Raw genomic sequence first — 22,458 nt, forward strand, 5'->3', positions numbered from 1 at the left:
CTAGGACTCCTTGTGGGAGAGCGCGCGAACGGTACGGGACGGGCTCGGTCGGCCCAGTTGGTCGGCCATCCACACGCTGGTGGCGGTGAGGGCGGCCAGGTCGACCCCGGTCTCGATGCCGAGGCCGTCGAGCATCCATACGAGGTCTTCGGTGGCGAGGTTGCCCGTGGCGCTCTTGGCGTACGGGCAGCCGCCGAGGCCGCCGGCGGAGGCGTCGACCGTGGTCACGCCGTGCTGGAGGGCGGCGAGGGTGTTGGAGAGCGCCTGCCCGTAGGTGTCGTGGAAGTGCACGGCGAGACGGGAGGTGGGCACGCCGGCCTCGGCGAGGCTCTGGAGGAGCTGGGCGACGTGGCCGGGCGTGGCGACGCCGATGGTGTCGCCGAGGCTCAGCTCGTCGCAGCCCATCTCGGCGAGGGCCTTGGTGACGCGGACGACCTGCTCGACGGGGACGGCGCCTTCCCAGGGGTCGCCGAAGCACATGGAGAGGTAGCCGCGGATGCGGAGGCCCTGCTCTATGGCGCGGGTGACGACGGGCTCGAACATGGCGAGGGCCTCGTCGACGGTCCGGTTGAGGTTGGCCTTCGCGAAGGACTCCGTGGCGGAGGCGAAGACGGCGATCTCGCGGGCGCCGAGAGCCATGGCGCGGTCGAGCCCGCGCTCGTTGGGCACGAGGACCGGGAGCCTGGCCGGCACGCCCTGGAGGAGCGGGAACAGCTCCTCGGCGTCCGCCAGCTGCGGCACCCACTTGGGGTGGACGAAGCTGGTCGCCTCGACGGTGGAGAGCCCGGCGGCGGCGAGCCGCCGCACGAACTCGGCCTTCGTGGCGGTCGGGACGACGGTCTTCTCGTTCTGCAGCCCGTCGCGGGGGCCGACCTCGTGGATCCGGACCCGGGCGGGGAGCCCGGGGGCGGGCACGTGCATGGGCAGGCCCGTGGTCATGATTCCTCCCTGGGGGTCACCACGGCGAGGATCTGGTCCATGGCGACGGTGGAGCCGGGGGTGACGTCCAGCTCGGTGACGGTGCCGGCGTGCGGGGCGGAGATGACGTGCTCCATCTTCATGGCCTCGACGACGAGCAGGCTCTGCCCGGCCTCGACTTCGTCCCCGACCGCGACCTTGACGACGGTGACGGTGCCGGGCATGGGCGCGGCGAGCGTGTCGGCGCCGCCGTGGCGTGCGCCGGTGAGGGCCGCCTGGACGGGGTCGTGGTCGAGGACGTGCCAGGAGTCGCCGTCGCGGCCGAGCCAGATCCCTTCGGGGGAGGTGGCGAGGTGGAGGCGGTGGGTGATCCCGTCGAGAGCCAGCGTGAGCTCCCCGTCGGCCGGGGCGTTGCCGACGAGCGCGGCGGTGACCGCCGCGGCCGGCACCTCCGGGTCGCCGAGCAGCAGCTCGGCGCCGGACGCCGTGCCGCGCACCCGGACGGTCACCGGGTCGTGGCCGGGGACGCGGAAGTGCAGCACGGTCCAGGCGGGCGTGCCGCCGAGGCGCCAGCCGCTGCGGACGTCGAAGGGGTCGGCCCAGCCGGCGCCCGCCGGGCCGGCCGAGGCCTCGCCCCGGGAGCCGGCCGAGCGGGCGCCCCACGCGGTCAGCAGCGCCGCCGCCGCGTACACCTCGTCCGGGACACCCGTCGGGACCAGGCTCTCCGCGTCCCGCTCCACCAGCCCCGTGTCCAGGTCGCCGGTCTTCACCGACTCGTGGGCGAGCAGGCGGCGCAGGAAGCCCGCGTTCGTGGGGACGCCCAGGGTGACCGTGTCCGCCAGGGCCGCGCGCAGACGGCGCAGGGCCGTGGGGCGGTCCGGTGCGTGGACGATGACCTTCGACAGCATCGGGTCGTACAGGCTGCCGACCTCGGTGCCCTCGCTCAGGCCCGAGTCCGTCCGCACCCCGTCGCCCTGCGGTTCGCCCAGCGCCAGGACCGTGCCGCCCGACGGGAGGAAGCCCCGCGAGGGGTCCTCCGCGCAGATGCGGGCCTCGATCGCCCAGCCGTCCAGGCGGATGTCCGACTGGCCGAAGCCCAGCTTCTCGCCCGCCGCGACCCGCAGCTGCCATTCCACCAGGTCGATGCCGGTGATCAGCTCCGTCACCGGGTGCTCCACCTGGAGGCGGGTGTTCATCTCCATGAAGTAGTACGAGGAGGGGTCCACGCCCGGCACGATGAACTCGACCGTGCCCGCGCCCACATAGCCGCACGAACGCGCCGCCTCGACCGCCGCCGCGCCCATCTCCTCGCGGATCTCCGGCGTCAGCAGAACGCTCGGGGCCTCCTCGATGATCTTCTGGTGGCGCCGCTGGAGCGAGCACTCGCGCTCGCCGAGGTGCACGACGTTGCCGTGCCCGTCCGCCAGGACCTGGATCTCGATGTGCCGCGGCCGGTCGATCCACCGCTCCACCAGGAGCGTGTCGTCGCCGAACGACGACCGCGCCTCACGGCGGGCCGCCGCGATCTCGTCCGTCAGCGTCGACAGGTCGCGTACGAGCCGCATTCCCTTGCCGCCGCCGCCCGCCGAGGGCTTCAGCAGGACCGGTGCGCCCAACTCGCGCGCGGCCGACTCAAGTTCGGGGTCCGCCGCGCCGGGGACGACCGGCACGCCCGCCGCCTTCACCGTCTCCTTCGCCCGGATCTTGTCGCCCATCAGGGAGATCGCGGACGCCGGAGGGCCGATGAAGACCAGGCCCGCGTCCGCGCACGCCTGCGCGAACACCGCGTTCTCCGCCAGGAAGCCGTAGCCCGGGTGGACCGCCTGCGCGCCCGTACGGCGTGCCGCGTCGAGGAGCGCCTCGACCGACAGGTACGACTCCGAGGCCGCCGGCGGCCCGATCCGTACCGCCGTGTCCGCCTCCCGGACGTGGCGCGCCTCGGCGTCCGCGTCGCTGTAGACCGCCACCGAACGCACGCCGAGCGCCCGCAGGGTGCGGATGACCCGGACCGCGATCTCGCCGCGATTGGCGACGAGCACTGTGTCGAACATGGACTCCCTCACATCCGGAAGACGCCGAACTGGGGGTCACCCAGGGGCGCGTTGGCACAGGCCGTCAGGGCGAGGCCCACCACCTGGCGGGTCTCCATCGGGTCGATGACCCCGTCGTCCCAGAGCCGAGCCGACGCGTAGTAGGCGTTGCCCTGGGTCTCGTACTGCGCGCGGATCGGGGCCTTGAAGGCCTCCTCGTCCTCCGCGCTCCATTCGTCGCCGAGCTGGTCGCGCTTGACCGTCGCGAGGACGGACGCCGCCTGCTCGCCGCCCATGACCGAGATCTTGGCGTTCGGCCACATCCACAGGAAGCGCGGCGAGTACGCCCGGCCGCACATCGAGTAGTTGCCCGCGCCGTACGAGCCGCCGACGACCACGGTCAGCTTCGGCACGCGCGTGCAGGCCACGGCCGTCACCATCTTGGCGCCGTGCTTGGCGATGCCGCCCGCCTCGTAGTCCTTGCCGACCATGAAGCCGGAGATGTTCTGGAGGAAGAGCAGCGGGATGCCGCGCTGGTCGCACAGCTCGATGAAGTGCGCGCCCTTCTGGGCGGACTCGGAGAAGAGGATGCCGTTGTTGGCGACGATCCCGACCGGGTGACCGTGGATCCGGGCGAAGCCGGTGACCAGCGTCTGCCCGTACTCGGCCTTGAACTCCTGGAAGCGTGAGGCGTCCACGATCCGGGCGATGACCTCGCGGACGTCGTACGGGGTGCGGGAGTCGACCGGCACCGCGCCGTAGAGCCCCGCCGGGTCCACCTTCGGCTCCTCGACCGGCTCGACCGACCAGGGCAGCTCGCCCCGCGCGGGCAGGGTCGCGACGATGTTCCGGACGATGCGCAGCGCGTGGGCGTCGTCCTCCGCGAGGTGGTCGGTGACTCCGGACGTACGGGAGTGGACCTCGCCGCCGCCCAGCTCCTCCGCCGTGACGACCTCTCCGGTCGCGGCCTTCACCAGCGGCGGACCGCCGAGGAAGATCGTTCCCTGGTTCCGTACGATCACGGCCTCGTCGCTCATCGCCGGGACGTAGGCGCCACCGGCCGTGCAGGAGCCGAGGACCGCCGCGATCTGCGGGATGCCGGCGCCGGACATCCGGGCCTGGTTGTAGAAGATCCGGCCGAAGTGCTCGCGGTCGGGGAAGACCTCGTCCTGCATGGGCAGGAACGCGCCGCCCGAATCCACCAGGTAGAGGCAGGGGAGACGATTCTCCAGTGCCACCTCCTGGGCCCTCAGGTGCTTCTTCACCGTCATCGGGTAGTACGTGCCGCCCTTGACGGTGGCGTCGTTGGCGACGATCACGCACTCGCGGCCCGAGACCCGCCCGATGCCCGCGATGACTCCGGCGGCCGGCGCCGCGTCGCCGTACATCCCGTTCGCGGCCAGCGGGGCCAGCTCGAGGAAGGGCGAACCCGGGTCGAGGAGGGTGTCCACGCGGTCCCGCGGCAGCAGCTTGCCGCGCGCGGTGTGCCGTGCGCGCGCCTTCTCGCCACCGCCGAGCGCCACCGCGGCGAGCTTGGCGCGCAGAGTGGCCGAGAGCTCGTGGTGAGCGGCCTCATTGGCCTGCCAGGCCGGCGACGCGGGGTCCGCCGCGCTCGTCAGCACAGGTGCCTGCTGCATCTCTCGAGCTCCCTTGCTCGGTTAATGAGCGTTAACGTATGTCGTTCAGGTTAACGACCGCTAACCCGGTTGTCTAGAATCGCTTCCATGACCACCACCGCCAGGACCGACGCCCCCACGCGACGCGAGCAGATCCTCAAGGAGGCCGCTCGCCTCTTCGCCGAGCGCGGCTTCCACGGAGTGGGCGTCGACGAGATAGGAGCCGCCGTCGGCATCAGCGGTCCCGGGCTCTACCGGCACTTCCCGGGCAAGGACGCGATGCTCGCCGAGCTGCTCGTCGGGATCAGCGAGCGGCTCCTGGACGGCGGGCGGCTGCGCGTCGGCGACGCCGCCGGCGACCCGCGGGCGCTGCTGCGCGCGCTCATCGACGGACACATCGACTTCGCGCTCGACGACCGGCCCCTGATCACCCTGCACGACCGGGAGCTGGACCGGCTCAAGGACGAGGACCGCAAGCGGGTGCGGCAGCTCCAGCGGCAGTACGTGGAGCTGTGGGTCGCGGTCGTACGGGAGCTGTATCCGGCGGCCGGGGAGTCGGAGGCGCGGGCGGCGGTCCACGCCGTCTTCGGGCTTCTGAACTCGACCCCGCACCTCGCGGCGCTCGGCCGCCAGTCGATGGAGGAGCTGCTCAGGCGCCTGGCGCACGGGGCGTTCGGGGCGCTCGCGGAAGCGTAGCCACCGGTCCACGGGGTGGAATCGGGCCGCCGGGGCCGCGGCGGCCCGGCAGAATGAGGCCCATGCCGATACTCAGTCGCCCCGCCCTTGTCGAGCACCTCGTACGGACCCGGATCGCGGGCGATGTCGCCACCCCGCGCGACAACAACCTCTCCCACTACCGCAAGCTCGCCAACGGCGACCGGCACTACTGGCTCGGTCTGGAGCTCGGCGACCGGTGGACGGACGAGCAGGACGTCCTCGCCGTGATGGCCGAGCGGTGCGGGGTGAACGACGACCCCGCCCACCGCACCGGGCAGGACACCATCGACCCCGAGCTGACCGTCGACGCCCTCGACCGGGCGGCCGCCCGCCTGCGCAAGGCCGCCGCCGCCCAGGAGCGGGTGCTCTTCGCGACCGGTCACCCGGGCGCGCTGATCGACGCCCACAGCCGGGTCGCCGCCGCGCTGCGGGCGAAGGGCTGCGACATCGTACGGATCCCGGGCGGGCTCACCGCCGACGAGGGGTACGTCGTCCAGTTCGCCGACGTCGCCGTCTTCGAGCGGGGCGCCAGCCTCTGGCACACCCACTCGCCGGAACCCATGAACGCGATCCTCGACGGCCTGGAGGCCCTGGGCGAGCAGCGGCCCGACCTGGTCGTCGCCGACCACGGCTGGGCCGGGCGGGCCGGTCAGCGAGGGATCGACTCCGTCGGCTACGCCGACTGCAACGACCCAGCCCTCTTCATCGGCGAGGCCGAGGGCACGATGCAGGTCACGATCCCGCTCGACGACCACGTCCTCGACCCCCGGTACTACGAGCCGCTCACCGACTACCTCCTCGACGCGGCGGGCCTGGGGGGCTGACGCTCCCGGCATCCCCCGGGTCGTGGGCATTCGTTCCGCAGGGCTGGGGGGCACCCCCAGAGGCGGCTCTGGGGGAGGGTGGGCACGGCCGGTCACGGGCGGCGGCGGGCCGGTGTCGGGTCCAGGTAGACCCGGCGGACCGCCGGGAAGCGTTCCCGTAGCTGCTGTTCGGCCTCCTCGCAGGCCCATTCGATCTGCTCGGCCGAGGACACGTCACGGAAGTCGATCTTCGCCGCGACCAGGACCTCCTCCGGACCCTGGATCAGGGTCGTCAGGTCGAGCACGGCGATGATGTGCGGCACGGTCAGCAGCTCCTCGCGGATCTCCTCCCGCACCCGCCGCGGCACCGGGCGGCCGATCAGCAGCTCCGCGTTGGACCGGCCGAGCACCCAGGCCACGTACACGAGCAGCGCGCCGATGAGGATCGAGGCGACGCCGTCCCAGACGCTGTCGCCGGTGATCTCCACGCCGAGCAGGCCGCCCGCCGCGAGCAGCAGCCCGGCCAGGGCTGCCGAGTCCTCCATCACGACGGCCTTGACCGTGGTGTCGGGCGTGTGCCGCAGATAGCGGCCGAAGGGCGCGCTCTTCCGCCGCGCCTCGCCCTTGACCTGGCGGACCGCGGTCCGCAGGGAGAAGCTCTCCAGGACGAAGGCGACGCCGAGCACGATGTACGAGACGAGCGGGTCGCCCACCTCCTCGCCGTACACGAGCGTGTGGATGCCGTCGTAGACCGAGAAGACCGCGCCGCCGACGAACGTGGCGACGGCGGCGAGCAGCGCCCAGACGTAGCGTTCGCCCGCGTACCCGAGCGGATGGTCCTCGTCGGCCGGCTTCTCGCTGCGTCTGAGCGCGGTGAGCAGCATGACCTCGGTGACGGTGTCGGCGACCGAGTGGGCCGCTTCGGAGAGCATCGCGCTCGATCCGCTGACGACCCCGGCGACGGCTTTGGCGGCGGCGATCCCGAGGTTCGCCACCGCCGCCACGATCACCGTGAAGGTGCTCTCGCCGCTCTGCGAGCTGTTCCGCGCCATGTTCGGACGGTATGTCCGATCATCAGCGCGGGATGCGAACGACACCCTCCTGGATGACGGAGATCGCCAGCCGCCCGTCCTGCGTGTAGATCCGCGCCTGGCCCAGGCCGCGCCCGCCCGACGCGGACGGCGACTCCTGGTCGTACAGCAGCCATTCGTCCGCCCGGAACGGCCGGTGGAACCACATCGCGTGGTCCAGCGAGGCCCCGACGACGTCCCCGACCGCCCAGCCGCCCCGCCCGTGGGCGAGCAGCACCGAGTCGAGCAGCGTCATGTCGGAGACGTAGGTCGCCAGACAGACGTGCAGCAGCGGGTCGTCGGCCAGCTTGCCGTTCGTACGGAACCAGACCTGCGAGCGCGGCTCGCGCGGCTCCCCGACGGAGCCCCACGGCGGGGTGTCGGCGTAGCGCAGATCCACCGCCGCCCGCGCCTCGACCAGGCGCGCGGCCACGTCCGCCGGAAGGTGCCGGGGCAGCATCTCGGCCGCCGTCGGCAGGGACTCCGGGTCCGGCGCGGCCGGCATCTCGTACTGGTGCTCCAGCCCCTCCTCGTACGTCTGGAAGGACGCGGAGAGGTGGAAGATCGGCCGCCCGTGCTGGACGGCGACGACCCGGCGGGTGGTGAAGGACCGGCCGTCGCGGATCCGGTCCACGGTGTACACGATCGGCGCGCCCGGGTCCCCCGCGCGCAGGAAGTACGCGTGCAGGGAGTGGGCGAGACGGTCCTCCGGGACGGTCCGCCCCGCCGCCACCAGCGCCTGGGCGGCCACCTGGCCGCCGAAGACACGGGGGACCACGGCGGAACGGGACTGTCCCCGGAAGAGGTTCTGCTCGATCTGCTCCAGGTCGAGCAGATCGAGCAGGGCGTCGAGAGCCTCGGGCACTTACAGACCCATCGACTTGGCGATGATCGACTTCATGATCTCGCTGGTGCCGCCGTAGATGCGGTTGACGCGGTTGTCGGCGTACAGGCGCGCGATCGGGTACTCGTTCATGTAGCCGTAGCCACCGTGCAGCTGGAGGCAGCGGTCGATCACGCGGTGCGCGACCTCGGTGCAGAAGAGCTTCGCGCTCGCGGCCTCGGCCGGGGTCAGCTCGCCCGCGTCCAGGGCCTCCAGGGCGCGGTCGGCGACCGCCTCGGCGGCGTCCACCTCGGCCTGGCAGGCGGCCAGCTCGAACTTGGTGTTCTGGAAGTGCGCGACCGGCTTGCCGAAGACCGTGCGCTCCTGCACGTACTGCTGGGCGAAGCGGACGGCGGCCTTGGCCTGCGCGTAGGCGCCGAAGGCGATGCCCCAGCGCTCCGAGGCGAGGTTGTGGCCGAGGTAGTAGAAGCCCTTGTTCTCCTCGCCGAGCAGGTCCTCGACCGGCACCTTCACGTCGACGAACGCCAGCTCGGCGGTGTCGGAGGTGCGCAGGCCGAGCTTGTCCAGCTTGCGGCCGATGGAGTAGCCCTCGGACTTGGTGTCCACGGCGAAGAGGGAGATGCCGTGGCGGCGGTCCTCGGCCGTCGGGGCGGACGTACGGGCGCAGACGATCACGCGGTCGGCGTGGACGCCGCCGGTGATGAAGGTCTTGGCACCGTTGAGGACGTAGTGCGTGCCGTCCTCGGAGAGCTTGGCGGTGGTCTTCATGCCCGCGACGTCGGAGCCGGTGCCCGGCTCGGTCATCGCCAGCGCCCACATCTCGTCGCCGGAGACGAAGTTCGGGAGGTAACGCTTCTTCTGCTCGTCGGTGGCGAGCATCTTGATGTAGGGCAGGGCGAGCAGCACGTGCACGCCGGAGCCGCCGAACTGGACGCCCGCGCGGGAGGTCTCCTCGTAGAGGACGGCCTCGAACTTGTGGGTGTCCAGGCCCGCGCCGCCGAACTCCTCGGGGACGTTGATGCCGAAGATGCCCAGCTCACCGAGCTTGCCGTAGAACTCGCGCGGCGCCTGGCCCGCGGCGAACCACTCGTCGTAGACGGGGACGACCTCGGCCTCGATGAAGGCCCGGATGGTCTCCCGGAACGCCTCGTGGTCCTCGTTGAATACCGTACGGCGCACGAGCCGCCTCCTTCGGAGTCCTGCGTACCTGACGCACTATGCCTAAGCGCTTGCTCAGTCAAGTTACCCATCGGTTCGCGCCGCTGTCCAGATCTGAGGGCCCCAGGGTTGCCCACATCACGTCCACTCAGGAGCCGGGCGTCGCACCGGGGATCCAGCGACGGCCGAGGGAGTCGTACGCGTACACCGCACTCCCCTTGATGCCGCTCGTACGGAACGGCCGGCCGTCGTCGGTGATCCGGACCGTGCCGGACCGGCCCTCGCTGCTCCACTCCAGCTCCAGGTACCAGCCGCAGTCGCAGTCCGCGGTCCGAGCGGTCACCAGCAGCTCCTCGGGGGAGGACGCGGTGACGGCGTACGGGAACGAGACCGCGGGGATCGTCCGGCCCTCCTCCCCGGAGGCGTCGTACCCGTCCAGCGCCCGCGCTACCGGTCGCGGCCGGTCCAGGTCCACCTCGAAACGGCGCGGCGTCACCGCCCCGCCGCACCCGTCGTCCATCCGGTACGCCGCCCACGGCAGCGGCGCGCCCCGCTCCACCACTCGCACGTGCAGCGCCTGAAGCACCACCGCCGCCGCGCCCTTCCCCTGCACCGACACCCGCACCAGCGTCTCCCCGCCGTCCACGGCCCCCTGCGCCGCCGCCCAGCTCCGCGCGTCGGCCGCCTCCGGCGGGGGAGGGGGCGTCCGCTCCACGAGGTAGGTGTGCCCGCACCCGTTCTTCCAGATGTGCGAGGCGACCGTCCACGTCAGCGGCGCCGGTGGTTCAACGGCCCGCTCCCGGGTCTTCCCGGGCAGGAGTACGGCTCCGAGCGTCACCGTCCCCACGACCGTCAGCGCCGCGACGACCACGCCCATCCACCGCCACCGGAGCCTCCGCCGCTCGGACGGGAGGCGAGGCACCCGCGCGTGCACGGGTTCCGGCTCGGGCTCGGGCACCGCCTCCGGGGCCGGCGCGGGCTCCGGAGCCGGCTCAGGGCCGGGCTCGGGCGCCAGGCCGGGCTCGGGCGCCGGGCCGGGTTCCGGTGCCGGAGGGCGGCGGGCGCCGTCCGCGCGGATCCAGGCCCCCTCCAGGGCCCGCCGCTCCTCCTCGTCCGCCCCGCACAGCAGGGCGAAACGGTCGACCACGGCGAACTCCTCCGGGACGGTCGCGCCGGAGCAGTAGCGGTGGAGGGTGGACGCGCTGACGCTCAGGCGCCGGCCCAGCGCCTCGTAACTCCTCCCGTCCCGCGCCTTCAGCGCGCGCACGAGCCGCGCGAACTCCTCGACGGCGGCGTTCTTCGGCATTCCATCCCCCTCGACCCTGCGTCCCACCCTTCACGTCCTTGCACGTCAGCGGGGGTGGAATGGTTCCGGGACGGATGGTGGGCGCGTCACCGTTGCGGTCGGCGGGCGCCGCCCCGACGCTGGTCGAGCACTGACCGAACCACCCGACGGGGGATCCACCACCATGCACAAGCTCCGTACCGCACTCGCCACCGCCGCCGCTGCGGCCCTGGGCCTCGCGGCCCTCGCCACGGCCCCGGCGCAGGCCGCTGCCCAGCCCGCCTTCCTCGCCGCCTCCCAGATGCCGCCGTCGTCGACGCCGTGGACCGCCACCCAGGTCTTCACCGGCGTCCCGGAGAACGGCGGCGCCCTCTGCGCCCCGTACAAGATCCCGGCGCAGAACACCCGCTACCGCGAGTTCAACACCGAGCTCGACACCAACGGCGTCCAGATCACCACCGTCGCCCGCACCGAGGCCGACGCCGTGAAGCTCGTCGACACCCTCCGCAAGTCCCTCGCCGGCTGCGGGGCCCTGCTGGAGCAGCAGAACCCGGGCCTGAACGCCGTCAGCGCGTACCACGGCAAGCTCGCCGTCGAGGAGGGCGCCTGGGTCTACAGCCTGGACACCGCGGACCCGCAGATCGGCATCACCGACATCCACCTCTTCTCGGTGGGCCGCGACGGCCGGACCGTCACCTACGTCCGCTGGGGCCAGATGGGCGACCTCAAGGACGCCCCGCTGACCGCCTTCCGCACGACGACGAAGACCGCCGTCAACAAGCTCCACTGATCCGGGGGTTCTCCCAAGGGCTCACCACAGCTCCGCAGCGGCGCGACCCGAACCTGGGGCGCGCCGCTGCCGTGCCCTGCCGGGCGGCTCGGGACGGGATCCGCTCAGCGCGCTCGCCCAGGGACTCGCGGCGACATCGCGTGCACGGAAACCGTGCACCAGGTCGGGTCACGGAACACGCAGCGCGAACCACAGCTCCATCCGTACATCCGGGTCGTCCAGGTCCTGGTCGAGGAGCGCCGCGCAGCGGGCGATCCGCTGGCGGACGGTGTTGCGGTGGACCTTCAGGGCCACCGCCGTCCGGTCCCAGCTGCCGTGCAGGGAGAGCCAGGTCCGGAGCGTCTCGGTCAGCGGCTCGCCGATCGGAGCGAGCAGGGTCCGGGCGTACGCGGCGGCCTCCGCCTCGTCCATGAGGCCGCCGAACCCGGCGGGACGGTGGCGTACGAGATCGGAGCGGCCGGCCTCGGCCCTGCGCAGCGCCCGCCCGGCCTGCGCGTCGCCCGAGGCGAGGTCGCGGGCCTCGACGGGGGAGCTGACGCCGAGGGTCCAGCCGGGCTGGGCGGTGACGGGCGAGGAGGCGGGCAGCAGGAGCCGGACGGCCACGGGGGTGCCGTCCGGCTCCGCGCCGCCCGCCCGCGCCGCACGGTCGGCCGCCGCAGCGCCCGCGCCCGGGTCCGCCGTCGTACCGGCCGCCCGGTCCGCCGTCCCGCCCGCCGTCGTGGCGCCCGTGCCGGCGCCCGCCGTCGTACCGGCCGGCCCGTCCGGCTCCGCCCCGCCCGTGTCCAGGCCCGGCGCACCGCCCGTGTCCAGCAGGGCTGTGCCCAGGGCCGCCGCCAGGCTCGGCGCCGCGAACGGCGTGCCGTCGCCGCCGCGGGCGTGGACCACCGTCCAGGGGCCCGGGCCGAGGGCCCGTGCGGCCTCCTCCGGCGGGGTGCCGAGGAGGAGGCGGACCAGGGCGGTGTCCCGGGCCGAGACGTCGGCGCCCCGGTGCGGGGCGGTCAGCAGGGAGAGCAGGACGACGGCGACGCCCGCGATCGTGTGGTCCCCGGGCTCCCGGCTCTCCGTCGCGACCCCGAGGGCCAGTCCGTCGCCGCCGCCGAGCGCGTACGCGGCCAGGCGCAGCCCCTCGCCCTCACCGCTCGCGGAGGCCGGGCCACCGGGCCGGGGGCCCACCACGCCCGCCAGGTCGACGAGCGCCCGGGAGACCTCGTCCGGCAGCTCGCGGCCCGCCGCCGCGTACGGCGTGCCGTCCGCCGCGTAGAGCACCGCGTGCCCGCCGAGCCGGGAGGCGAGCGCACCGAGGACCGCCGGGACCGGCGCCGGCCGGGCCGCCGCCACCGCCAGTGACTGCTGGGCCTCGGTCACCCGCCGCAGCTCCCGGTGGCGGGCCTCCGCCATCAGCCGCCAGACCGCCCGGGCCACCGCCGTGAACGGTGTGTGCGGCGGTACCTCGACCAGCGGCAGCCCGTGCCGCTCGCACGCGGCGACGAGCGCCGCGGGCACCGTGTCGTACACCGGCGCGACGCCGAACCCGAGCGCCGCCGCGCCCGCCGCCACCACCCGCTCGACATAGTGCGCCGGGTCCGGGAGCTGCACGCCCGCCGTCATCAGCAGCTCGCCGCCGAGCAGATACGGATACGGGTCGGCCATCTCGGAGGTGTGCACCCAGTGCACCGCCGCGTCGGGCGGCCCCGCGAGCAGCCGGAGCCCGAGGTCCCGGCGGCTCAGCAGAGCGGCCAGGGAGACGGGTGGTGCCGGCGGCGTCGGCGTGGGTTCCTGTACGGCCATCGCTATGGACCTTTCGTACATTGCACCGGGTTAACAGTGGATGAAACTTACGCTTCATCGTCGCTTTCCGGCCACCTAACCTCGTGCCATCCAGCGGCCGCGGGTACGGGCGGATGTCCTCGCGATCAGTCACTGGAGTCACTCCACCCGCACGACACGCCACCGAAGTGAACGAGGGAGGGCCCCATGGCCGTCGACTACACAGTGATCGTCCTGTACTTGGCCGGCATGCTCGCGATGGGCTGGTGGGGCATGCGCCGCGCCAAGTCCAAGAGCGAGTTCCTGGTGGCCGGCCGCCGTCTCGGTCCCTGGATGTACTCCGGCACCATGGCCGCCATCGTCCTCGGCGGCGCCTCCACCATCGGCGGCGTGGGTCTCGGCTACAAGTACGGCCTCTCCGGCGCCTGGATGGTCTTCACCATCGGCCTCGGACTCCTCGCCCTCTCCGTCTTCTTCTCCGCGCGCATCGCCCGGCTGAAGGTCTACACGGTCTCCGAGATGCTCGACCTGCGCTACGGCGGCAAGGCCGGCGTCATCTCGGGCGTGGTCATGTGGGCGTACACGCTGATGCTCGCGGTCACCTCGACCATCGCGTACGCCACGATCTTCGACGTCCTCTTCGACATGCCCCGCACGGTCGCGATCGTCCTGGGCGGCGCCATCGTCGTCGCGTACTCGACGCTCGGCGGCATGTGGTCCATCACCCTCACCGACATGGTGCAGTTCGTGGTGAAGACCATCGGCGTGCTGATCCTGCTGCTGCCCATCGCCGTGATCAAGGCCGGCGGCTTCGCCGAGATGAAGGCCCAGCTGCCCACCGAGTACTTCGCGCCGCTCGGCATCGGCGGCGAGACGATCTTCACGTACGTGCTGATCTACACCTTCGGCATGCTCATCGGCCAGGACATCTGGCAGCGCGTGTTCACCGCCAGGACCGACAAGGTCGCCAAGTGGGGCGGCACGGTGGCCGGTACGTACTGCCTGGTCTACGCCCTCGCCGGCGCCGTCATCGGCACCGCGGCCAAGGTGCTCTACCCGAACCTGCCCAGCGCCGACGACGCCTTCGCGACCATCGTCAAGGACGAGCTGCCCATGGGTGTGCGGGGCCTGGTCCTCGCCGCCGCGCTCGCCGCCGTCATGTCCACCTCGTCCGGCGCGCTGATCGCCTGCGCCACCGTCGCCAACAACGACATCTGGTCGAGGCTGCGCGGGCTGACCGCCGGAGGCGGCGGCGAGGACCACGACGAGGTGAAGGGCAACCGCCTCTTCATCCTCCTCATGGGCATCGCCACCATCGCCATCGCGATCGCCCTGAACGACGTCGTCCAGGCGCTGACCGTCGCCTACAACCTGCTGGTCGGCGGCCTGCTCGTGCCGATCCTCGGCGGCCTGCTGTGGCGCCGCGGCACCGTGCAGGGAGCCCTGGCCGCGGTCACCGTCGGCGGCCTGTCCGTCATCGGCCTGATGTGGGCTTACGGAATCTTGGCGAATGAGCCTGTTTATTATGGTTTGTTGGCCTCGCTCGCCGCATATGTGATCGTTTCCCTGGCGACCCGCCCGACGGACGCCGCCGTGCTCGCCAACTGGCGTGCCCGGCTGGCGGGCCAGGAGGCGGCCGAGGCCGACGGGACGCCGGAGACCGTGCCGGCCGCCGCGACCGGCTGACCGCACCGCAGACACCCGGTCGGGGGCCCACCAGGCCCCCGGCCGGAACCCACCGATACACCCCCCAGGAGGACCCGACCATGAGCAGCGACCAGAACGCCTTCCGCGGCCCGACCGACTCGTCCCGCATCCCGCGGTACGCCGGTCCCGCGACGTTCGCCCGGCTGCCGCGACTCGACGAGGTCGGCACCGCCGACATCGCCGTGGTCGGCGTCCCCTTCGACAGCGGGGTCTCCTACCGCCCCGGCGCCCGCTTCGGCGGCAACGCCATCCGCGAGGCCTCCCGCCTCCTGCGCCCGTACAACCCGGCGCAGGACGCCTCGCCGTTCGCCCTGGCCCAGGTCGCCGACGCCGGTGACATCGCCGCCAACCCGTTCAACATCAACGAGGCCGTCGAGACGATCGAGGCCGCGGCCGACGACCTGCTCTCCACCGGCGCCCGCATGATGACCCTCGGCGGCGACCACACCATCGCGCTGCCGCTGCTGCGCTCCGTCGCCAAGAAGCACGGCCCCGTCGCGCTGCTCCACTTCGACGCGCACCTCGACACGTGGGACACGTACTTCGGCGCCGAGTACACCCACGGCACGCCGTTCCGCCGCGCCGTCGAGGAGGGCATCCTCGACACCTCCGCCCTGTCGCACGTCGGCACGCGCGGCCCGCTGTACGGCAAGCAGGACCTCACCGACGACGAGAAGATGGGCTTCGGCATCGTCACCTCGTCGGACATCTACCGCCGCGGCGCCGACGAGGTCGCCGACCAGCTGCGCCAGCGCATCGGTGACCGCCCGCTGTACATCTCCATCGACATCGACTGCCTCGACCCGGCCCACGCGCCCGGCACCGGCACCCCGGAGGCGGGCGGCATGACCTCCCGCGAGCTCCTTGAGATCCTGCGCGGCCTGTCCTCCTGCAACCTGGTGTCGGCGGACGTCGTCGAGGTCGCCCCGGCCTACGACCACGCGGAGATCACGGCGGTCGCCGCGTCGCACACGGCGTACGAACTGACGACGATCATGTCCCGCCAGATCGCGGAGAGCCGCGCGGCGCAGTAGCGGGGACGCGCCCGTCGGGGATGCGGCCACCCGTGGCCGCCCCAGGACGGCCGGGGCGACCGGCAACGCGCTCCGGGCCCGGGCCCGGGGGAGCGGCGCCTCCCCGGGAGCGACCTCCCGGGAGGCGGGCGGGCATCCGCCCGGGCCTCGGGTGTCTGCCCGGACGCCGGGCATCGGCCCGGGCCCCGGGCGCCGGGCTCCCGGCCCGGGATCCGGGTATCCGCCCGGGACTCGGGTATCCGGCTCGGGTCTCGGCTATCCGCCCGGGCCGGGTATCCGCCTGGGCCCCGGGTATCCGGCTCGGGCCCCGGGCATCCGCCCAACCCCGGGCATCCGCCCAACCCCGGGCATCCGCCCAACCCCGGGCATCCGCCCAACCCCGGGCAGCCGCCCAACCCCGGGCATCCGCCCGGGCCCCGGGCTCCCGGCCCGGCGGCGGGCTCCCGGGGAGCCGGGGGGCTCACCCGCCCGTGACCCGGCCTCGGGACCGCAGTGGGCTCCCCGCCCCTGGGCCACCTCCCGGTGAGGTTGTCCGGCTCCCGGCTCGGGACCCGGTCTCCGGCCCGTGGCCGGCTGCCCGCCCCGGGCCCGGCCTCCGGCCCGGGCGGGCTCCCCGCCCCCGGCCCGGTCGCTGCCGAGGCCGTACCGTCGTCCTCGCGGGCGCACCCGTGGCTCCGGGCCGTACCTCCGGCCGGACCGCCCTGCCGTCCCTCCCACCATCCGCCGCACCCGACCGACCACGCCACCCTGGGGACCGTTCATGACCCACGACCACGACCTGGTGCTCCGTCCGACGGCTGCGCAGACCGCCGCCGCGCTCAACCCGCCCGCCGGGCGGAACGGCGGCGACCTCGTCGTCGAGACCCTCTCCGGCCTCGGCGCCACCACCGTCTTCGGGCTCCCCGGCCAGCACGCGCTCGGCATGTTCGACGCCCTTCGCCGGTCCGACCTCCGCTACGTCGGCCTGCGCGTCGAGAACAACGCGGGCTTCGCGGCCGACGCGTACGGCCGGATGACCGGCGAGGCGGCCCCGCTGCTGCTCTCCACCGGCCCCGGCGCGCTGATGTCGCTCGCCGCGCTCCAGGAGGCGGCGGCCGCCTCCGCCCCCGTCCTCGCGATCGGCAGCCAGATCCCCGTGGCGGGTCTCGGCGGCGGACGGCACGGCTACCTGCACGAGCTCCGCGACCAGCAGGCGTCCTTCCGGGACATCGTGAAGTCCGTCCACACGGTCCGTACCCAGTCCCAGATCCCGTCCGCCATCGCCGCGGCCTGGGAGTCGGCGCTGACCGCCCCGCACGGCCCCGTCTGGGTGGAGATCCCGCAGGACGTGCTGCTCGCCGCGACGACCCTGCCGGTCGTCACGGCGATGGACGCGACGCCCGAGGAGATCGCCCCGCGCCCCGAGCTGACGGCGGTGGCCGCCCACCTCCTGGCCCACGCCGAGCGCCCCGCGATCATCGCGGGCGGCGGAGTCGTCCGCTCCGACGCCTCCGGCAAGCTGCGCGCGCTCGCCGAGCGGATCGACGCGCCCGTGGTCACCACCTTCGGCGGCAAGGGCGCCTTCCCCTGGGAGCACCCGCTGTCGCTCCAGTCCTGGCTGGAGGACCGGCACACCACCGACTTCCTGGAGGACGCCGACGTCCTGCTGGTCGTCGGCTCCGGGCTCGGCGAGCTGTCGTCCAACTACCACACGTTCGCCCCGCGCGGCCGGGTGATCCAGATCGAGGCGGACGCGGGGAAGCTGGAGTCCAACCACCCGGCGCTCGGCATCCACGCGGACGCCCGCCTGGCGCTCCAGGCGCTCATCGAGACCGTGGAGGAGCGCCGGGACGAGACCGCCCCCGCCCGGGTCAAGGCCGTCCTCACCAAGGTCCGGGACCGGATCGCGGCGCAGGACCTCGGACTGGAGCAGCGGATCGTGGCCTCGGTGCGCGAGGCGCTGCCGGACGACTCGCCCAGCTTCTGGGACATGACGATCCTGGGCTACTGGGCCTGGTCCGCCTTCGACGCCCGCCGCCCCAACACCATGCACTCCGCGCAGGGCGCCGGCGGCCTCGGCTACGGCTTCCCGGCCGCCCTCGGCGCGGCGGCGGCCGACCCGACCGTCCCGGTCCTCGCGGTCTCGGGCGACGGCGGCGCGATGTACTCGATCGCGGAGCTGGCGACGGCGAAGCAGTACGGCTCGAACGTCACCTGGCTGATCGTCGACGACGGCGGCTACGGCATCCTCCGCGAGTACATGACGGACGCCTTCGGCGAGGCCACGGGCACGGAACTGGCGCGCCCGGACTTCGTCGCCCTCGCCGAGTCCTTCGGCGTCCCCGCGGTCCGTACGACCCCGGAGTCCCTGACGGCCGACCTCACGAAGGCCCTGGCGACCCCGGGCCCGTCGGTGGTGGTCCTCCCGGCACTCCTGCGCATGTTCGAACCGACGCACCTGTGAGCGTCGAACATCACCGCAACCCTCCCCGCCCCTCGTGAGTCCTTCACCTGCGACGCACACGAGCCGCAGGTGAAGGGGAGGCAGCATGCGCGTACGGTCCGTGGCCAAGGGCGTCAGTGAGTTCCTGATCGAGACCGTCGGCGAGATCGTCCTGACCCTGCTCGCCACCGCCCTGCTCGCCGGGCTGGTCCTCGCGGCATGGTGGAGCTGGTCCCACAGCCCGCGGCTGACCGTCGGCGGCGGCGCGCTGCTCGCCCTTCTTGTCGCGCACGGGGCGTGGGCGAGGTTCCGGGACCCGGCCGTCGCCCGACGCCGGCGCGGTCTCGCCGCTGTGACCTCCGCCGGTTCCACCGCCGTCGCCGCGACCGCCGTCTTCCTTCTGCTCTACGCCGAGACCGGCTTCTGGTCCTAGGACCAGGGGCCGGTCCTGTCCCGGCTTTTGTTGCGGCGGGATGAAATCCCACGCCACCCGCGTTGGTGCCTTCCGGTAGAGCAGGACGAACGGGAGGCGACCACGTGGCCGCGGCGGGGCAGAAGCAGGCGGATCAGCAGGCGCCGGAGGCGCGGGGCTGGGCGCGGAGGCTGGGCGGGTACGCCTGGCGGTACAAGGCCAACGTCCTGCTCGCCCTCGGCTCCTCCCTCGCCGGGATGGCCGTCCTCGCGCTCGTACCGCTGATCACCAAGGTGATCATCGACGACGTCATCGGCGCGAAGACCCGGTCCCTCGGCGTCTGGACCGGCCTCCTCGTCGCCGCAGCCCTCCTCGTCTACGTCCTCACCTACGTCCGCCGCTACTACGGCGGACGGCTGGCCCTCGACGTGCAGCACGACCTCCGTACCGAGATGTACGGCACCATCACCCGGCTCGACGGGCGGCGGCAGGACGAGCTGTCCACCGGGCAGGTCGTCGGACGGGCCACGAGCGACCTCCAGCTCATCCAGGGCCTTCTCTTCATGCTCCCGATGACGATCGGGAACATCCTGCTCTTCCTGATCTCCCTGGCCGTCATGGCCTGGCTCTCGCTCCCGCTCACCCTCGTCGCCCTCGCCGTCGCCCCCGCCCTCTGGTTCATCGCCAAGCGCAGCCGCACCCGCCTGCACCCCGCCACCTGGTACGCCCAGGCCCAGGCCGCCGCCGTCGCCGGGGTCGTCGACGGGTCCGTGACCGGTGTCCGCGTCGTCAAGGGCTTCGGGCAGGAGGACCAGGAGACCGGGAAGATCCGGGAGGCCAGCCGCAAGCTCTTCGCGGGCCGCCTGCGCACCATCCGGCTGAATTCGCGGTACACCCCCGCCCTCCAGGCCGTCCCGGCCCTCGGCCAGGTCGCCGTCCTCGCCCTCGGCGGCTGGCTCGCCACCCGCGGCGAGATCACCCTCGGCACCTTCGTCGCCTTCTCCGCCTACCTCGCCTCGCTCATCGGCCCCGTCCGCATGCTCGCGATGGTCCTCACCGTCGGCCAGCAGGCCCGCGCCGGCGTCGACCGCGTCCTGGAGCTCATCGACACCGAGCCGGTCATCGAGGACGGCACGAAGGAGCTGCCCGCGGACGCGGAGGCGACCGTCGAGTTCGACGACGTGAGCTTCGGCTACGAAGAGGGCCGGCCCGTCCTCGACGGCTTTTCTTTGGAGATCCGGGCCGGAGAGACCGTCGCCGTCGTCGGTGCCTCCGGCAGCGGCAAGTCCACCGTCTCCCTGCTCCTGCCGCGCTTCTACGACGTGTCGCACGGCGCCGTCCTGGTCGGCGGCCACGACGTCCGCGAGCTGACCCTCGACTCCCTGCGCGCCGCCATCGGGCTCGTCCCCGAGGACAGTTTCCTGTTCTCCGACACCGTCCGCGCCAACATCGCGTTCGGCCGCCCGGACGCCACCGAGGAGCAGATCGAGACCGCCGCGCGCGCCGCCCAGGCGGACCGTTTCATCGCCGAGCTGCCCGACGGCTACGCCACCAAGGTCGGCGAGCACGGACTCACCCTCTCCGGCGGCCAGCGCCAGCGCATCGCGCTCGCCCGCGCCATCCTCACCGACCCCCGGCTGCTCCTCCTCGACGACGCCACCTCCGCCGTCGACGCGCGCGTGGAGCACGAGATCCACGAGGCCCTCGCCTCCGTGATGGCCGGCCGCACCACGCTCCTCATCGCCCACCGCCGCTCCACCCTCGGCCTCGCCGACCGGATCGCCGTCCTCGACGACGGCCGGCTCTCCGACATCGGCACCCACGAGGAGCTGGAGCGCCGCTCCCCGCTCTACCGGCGGCTCCTGACCGACCCGGACGAGCTCGGCGGGGTCTCGCCCGGCCACACGCTGCCCGTCGAGGTGCCCGAGGACCACACCCTGCGCGCCGAGCTCGACGCCGAGTTCGATGCCGAGCGCGGCATCACCCCCGCCCTCTGGGTGCGCGAGGAGACCGACAGCGAGGAGTCCCAGGCCCCCGGAGCCACGCCCGAACTGCTGGCCGCCGTCGAGGCGCTGCCGCCCGCCACCGACACCCCGGACGTCGACGAGGCGCGCGCCGTCACCCCCGAGGAGTCGTACGGACTGCGCCGGCTGCTGCGGGGCTTCCGCACCCCGCTCCTCGTCAGCCTCGGTCTCGTCGCCGTCGACGCCGGCATGGGCCTGCTGCTGCCCATCCTGATCCGGCACGGCATCGACGACGGCGTGAACAAGCTCGCCATGGGCGCCGTCTGGGCCGCGTCCGCGCTCGCCCTGCTGACCGTGGTCGTGCAGTGGTTCGCCCAGACCGCCGAGATCAAGATGACCGGCCGCACCGGTGAACGCGTCCTCTACGCCCTGCGCCTGAAGATCTTCGCGCAGCTCCAGCGGCTCGGCCTCGACTACTACGAGCGTGAGCTGACCGGCCGGATCATGACCCGGATGACGACGGACGTGGACGCGCTGTCGACGTTCCTCCAGACCGGTCTCGTCACCGCGTTCGTCTCCGTCACGACCTTCTTCGGGATCATGGGCGCGCTGCTCGTGCTCGACCTCCACCTCGCCCTGGTCGTCTTCGCGACGCTCCCGGTCCTCGCCGTCGCCACGTACTTCTTCCGCCGTTCCAGCGTGAAGGCGTACGAGCTGGCTCGGGACCGGATCAGCGTGGTCAACGCCGACCTCCAGGAGTCGGTCTCCGGCCTCCGTATCGTCCAGGCCTTCCGCCGCGAGAGCTCGGGCGCCGCCCGGTTCGCCGCCCGCAGCGACGACTACCGGCAGGCCCGCGTCCGCGGCCAGTGGCTGATCTCGATCTACTTCCCCTTCGTCACGCTGCTGTCCTCCGTGGCCGCCGCCGCCGTGATGATCGTCGGCGCGAACCGGATCGAGGCCGGCACCCTCACCACCGGTGCCCTGGTCGCCTACCTCCTCTACATCGACCTCTTCTTCGCGCCCGTCCAGCAGCTCTCCCAGGTCTTCGACGGCTACCAGCAGGCGACCGTCTCGCTGAGGCGCATGCAGGAACTGCTCCAGGAGCCGACGTCCACGGCCGAGGCCGCCACACCCCTGGACGTGCTGTCGCTGCGTGGTGAGATCGCGTTCGAGGACGTGTCGTTCGCGTACGGCACCGACGTCGGCGACGGGGGAGACGCGGCGCTCACCGGCGTCGACCTGCGGATCCCCGCCGGGCAGACCGTGGCCTTCGTCGGCGAGACCGGCGCCGGAAAGTCCACCCTGGTCAAGCTGGTCGCCCGGTTCTACGACCCGACCGCCGGCCGGGTCACCGCCGACGGCACCGACCTCAGGGACCTGGACCTCACCGCGTACCGTCACCGGCTCGGTGTCGTCCCGCAGGAGGCGTACCTCTTCGCCGGCACGGTCCGCGACGCCATCGCGTACGGCCGTCCCGGCGCGACCGACGCCGAGGTCGAGGCGGCGGCCCGCGCGGTCGGCGCCCACGAGATGATCGCGACCCTGGACGGCGGCTACCTCCACGAGGTCGCCGAACGCGGCCGCAACCTCTCCGCCGGGCAGCGCCAGCTGATCGCCCTGGCCCGCGCCGAGCTCGTCGACCCGGACATCCTGCTCCTCGACGAGGCGACGGCCGCGCTCGACCTGGCCACCGAGGCGCAGGTCAACCAGGCCACCGACCGCCTGGCCGGCCGCCGCACCACCCTGGTCGTCGCCCACCGTCTGACGACGGCGGCCCGCGCGGACCGCGTGATCCTCATGGCCGACGGCCGCGTCGCGGAGGACGGCACGCACGACGAACTGCTCGCACGGGGCGGCCGGTACGCGCAGCTCTGGCGCGCCTTCATCGGCGAGGAGGAGCCGGCGACGGCGGTGTGAGGGG

Annotated in this window: 16 protein-coding genes; 8 read left to right on the top strand and 8 right to left on the bottom strand. The window is 73.1% G+C overall.

The window, feature by feature from the left end:
* Genes ACFY8U_RS18665 through ACFY8U_RS18675 form a run of 3 tightly spaced genes read right to left on the bottom strand, consistent with a single transcriptional unit; the run spans nucleotide 1 to nucleotide 4,585 of the window.
* Complete coding sequence (locus ACFY8U_RS18665) at nucleotides 1-939, bottom strand: hydroxymethylglutaryl-CoA lyase (protein ID WP_389571351.1); 939 nt, start codon at nucleotides 937-939, stop codon at nucleotides 1-3.
* On the bottom strand, nucleotides 936-2,969 hold the full coding sequence (locus tag ACFY8U_RS18670) for an acetyl/propionyl/methylcrotonyl-CoA carboxylase subunit alpha (protein WP_389571353.1): 2,034 nt from the start codon (nucleotides 2,967-2,969) through the stop codon (nucleotides 936-938). Before ACFY8U_RS18670 ends, ACFY8U_RS18665 begins: the two co-directional genes overlap by 4 nt.
* 8 nt (nucleotides 2,970-2,977) lie before the next feature.
* The gene (locus tag ACFY8U_RS18675) at nucleotides 2,978-4,585 is read right to left on the bottom strand and encodes a carboxyl transferase domain-containing protein (RefSeq protein WP_361606337.1); all 1,608 of its coding nucleotides are present in this window, start codon (nucleotides 4,583-4,585) and stop codon (nucleotides 2,978-2,980) included.
* A gap of 87 nt (nucleotides 4,586-4,672) precedes the next feature.
* On the opposite strand from ACFY8U_RS18675, the gene ACFY8U_RS18680 reads away from it, so the two are divergent.
* A complete protein-coding gene (locus ACFY8U_RS18680; protein WP_361439724.1) occupies nucleotides 4,673-5,260 on the top strand; it encodes a TetR/AcrR family transcriptional regulator in 588 nt (195 codons plus the stop codon).
* A gap of 62 nt (nucleotides 5,261-5,322) precedes the next feature.
* Nucleotides 5,323-6,105: a phosphatase gene (locus ACFY8U_RS18685; protein WP_389571356.1), complete on the top strand. Its 783-nt coding sequence runs from the start codon at nucleotides 5,323-5,325 to the stop codon at nucleotides 6,103-6,105.
* A gap of 92 nt (nucleotides 6,106-6,197) precedes the next feature.
* Here ACFY8U_RS18685 and ACFY8U_RS18690 read toward each other — a convergent pair whose 3' ends face one another.
* The 4 genes from ACFY8U_RS18690 to ACFY8U_RS18705 form a co-directional block, all read right to left on the bottom strand.
* Entirely contained in the window at nucleotides 6,198-7,136 is a 939-nt protein-coding gene (locus ACFY8U_RS18690; RefSeq protein WP_389571359.1) for a cation diffusion facilitator family transporter, read from the bottom strand.
* Nucleotides 7,137-7,158: 22 nt separating this feature from the next.
* Nucleotides 7,159-8,019, bottom strand: coding sequence for an acyl-CoA thioesterase II (gene tesB / locus ACFY8U_RS18695; RefSeq protein ID WP_389571362.1), 861 nt, complete (start codon nucleotides 8,017-8,019; stop codon nucleotides 7,159-7,161).
* Complete coding sequence (locus ACFY8U_RS18700) at nucleotides 8,020-9,177, bottom strand: acyl-CoA dehydrogenase family protein (protein WP_329120307.1); 1,158 nt, start codon at nucleotides 9,175-9,177, stop codon at nucleotides 8,020-8,022.
* Nucleotides 9,178-9,304: 127 nt separating this feature from the next.
* Entirely contained in the window at nucleotides 9,305-10,462 is a 1,158-nt protein-coding gene (locus ACFY8U_RS18705; RefSeq protein ID WP_389571366.1) for a helix-turn-helix domain-containing protein, read from the bottom strand.
* A 163-nt stretch (nucleotides 10,463-10,625) separates the two neighbouring features.
* On the opposite strand from ACFY8U_RS18705, the gene ACFY8U_RS18710 reads away from it, so the two are divergent.
* Nucleotides 10,626-11,231, top strand: coding sequence for a hypothetical protein (locus ACFY8U_RS18710; RefSeq protein WP_389571369.1), 606 nt, complete (start codon nucleotides 10,626-10,628; stop codon nucleotides 11,229-11,231).
* A gap of 168 nt (nucleotides 11,232-11,399) precedes the next feature.
* Here ACFY8U_RS18710 and ACFY8U_RS18715 read toward each other — a convergent pair whose 3' ends face one another.
* On the bottom strand, nucleotides 11,400-13,019 hold the full coding sequence (locus ACFY8U_RS18715) for a PucR family transcriptional regulator ligand-binding domain-containing protein (protein WP_389571372.1): 1,620 nt from the start codon (nucleotides 13,017-13,019) through the stop codon (nucleotides 11,400-11,402).
* Nucleotides 13,020-13,205: 186 nt separating this feature from the next.
* Here ACFY8U_RS18715 and ACFY8U_RS18720 point away from each other — a divergent pair, with 186 nt between their 5' ends.
* The 5 genes from ACFY8U_RS18720 (at nucleotide 13,206) to ACFY8U_RS18740 (ending at nucleotide 22,454) form a co-directional block, all read left to right on the top strand.
* Nucleotides 13,206-14,684 (top strand): sodium:solute symporter, encoded by a 1,479-nt coding sequence (locus ACFY8U_RS18720; protein WP_389571375.1) that lies wholly within the window; start codon nucleotides 13,206-13,208, stop codon nucleotides 14,682-14,684.
* Nucleotides 14,685-14,764: 80 nt separating this feature from the next.
* Nucleotides 14,765-15,739 (top strand): agmatinase, encoded by a 975-nt coding sequence (speB, locus tag ACFY8U_RS18725; protein ID WP_361439748.1) that lies wholly within the window; start codon nucleotides 14,765-14,767, stop codon nucleotides 15,737-15,739.
* A gap of 760 nt (nucleotides 15,740-16,499) precedes the next feature.
* Nucleotides 16,500-18,182, top strand: coding sequence for a thiamine pyrophosphate-binding protein (locus ACFY8U_RS18730; RefSeq protein WP_389571378.1), 1,683 nt, complete (start codon nucleotides 16,500-16,502; stop codon nucleotides 18,180-18,182).
* Nucleotides 18,183-18,267: 85 nt separating this feature from the next.
* Entirely contained in the window at nucleotides 18,268-18,594 is a 327-nt protein-coding gene (locus ACFY8U_RS18735; RefSeq protein WP_389571380.1) for a lysine transporter LysE, read from the top strand.
* A gap of 104 nt (nucleotides 18,595-18,698) precedes the next feature.
* Complete coding sequence (locus ACFY8U_RS18740; RefSeq protein ID WP_389571383.1) at nucleotides 18,699-22,454, top strand: ABC transporter ATP-binding protein; 3,756 nt, start codon at nucleotides 18,699-18,701, stop codon at nucleotides 22,452-22,454.
* Nucleotides 22,455-22,458: the final 4 nt, after the last annotated feature.

The sequence above is a fragment of the Streptomyces sp. NPDC012508 genome (genome assembly GCF_042902595.1).
Lineage (GTDB): Bacteria > Actinomycetota > Actinomycetes > Streptomycetales > Streptomycetaceae > Streptomyces.

Excerpts from the sequence above, each read along its gene's own strand:
- ACFY8U_RS18665 (WP_389571351.1), bottom strand. The coding sequence starts at position 939 with ATGACCACGGGCCTGCCCATGCACGTGCCCGCCCCCGGGCTCCCCGCC.
- ACFY8U_RS18670 (WP_389571353.1), bottom strand. The coding sequence starts at position 2,969 with ATGTTCGACACAGTGCTCGTCGCCAATCGCGGCGAGATCGCGGTCCGG.
- ACFY8U_RS18675 (WP_361606337.1), bottom strand. The coding sequence starts at position 4,585 with ATGCAGCAGGCACCTGTGCTGACGAGCGCGGCGGACCCCGCGTCGCCG.
- ACFY8U_RS18680 (WP_361439724.1), top strand. The coding sequence starts at position 4,673 with ATGACCACCACCGCCAGGACCGACGCCCCCACGCGACGCGAGCAGATC.
- ACFY8U_RS18685 (WP_389571356.1), top strand. The coding sequence starts at position 5,323 with ATGCCGATACTCAGTCGCCCCGCCCTTGTCGAGCACCTCGTACGGACC.
- ACFY8U_RS18690 (WP_389571359.1), bottom strand. The coding sequence starts at position 7,136 with ATGGCGCGGAACAGCTCGCAGAGCGGCGAGAGCACCTTCACGGTGATC.
- ACFY8U_RS18705 (WP_389571366.1), bottom strand. The coding sequence starts at position 10,462 with ATGCCGAAGAACGCCGCCGTCGAGGAGTTCGCGCGGCTCGTGCGCGCG.
- ACFY8U_RS18710 (WP_389571369.1), top strand. The coding sequence starts at position 10,626 with ATGCACAAGCTCCGTACCGCACTCGCCACCGCCGCCGCTGCGGCCCTG.
- ACFY8U_RS18715 (WP_389571372.1), bottom strand. The coding sequence starts at position 13,019 with ATGGCCGTACAGGAACCCACGCCGACGCCGCCGGCACCACCCGTCTCC.
- ACFY8U_RS18720 (WP_389571375.1), top strand. The coding sequence starts at position 13,206 with ATGGCCGTCGACTACACAGTGATCGTCCTGTACTTGGCCGGCATGCTC.
- speB (WP_361439748.1), top strand. The coding sequence starts at position 14,765 with ATGAGCAGCGACCAGAACGCCTTCCGCGGCCCGACCGACTCGTCCCGC.
- ACFY8U_RS18730 (WP_389571378.1), top strand. The coding sequence starts at position 16,500 with ATGACCCACGACCACGACCTGGTGCTCCGTCCGACGGCTGCGCAGACC.
- ACFY8U_RS18735 (WP_389571380.1), top strand. The coding sequence starts at position 18,268 with ATGCGCGTACGGTCCGTGGCCAAGGGCGTCAGTGAGTTCCTGATCGAG.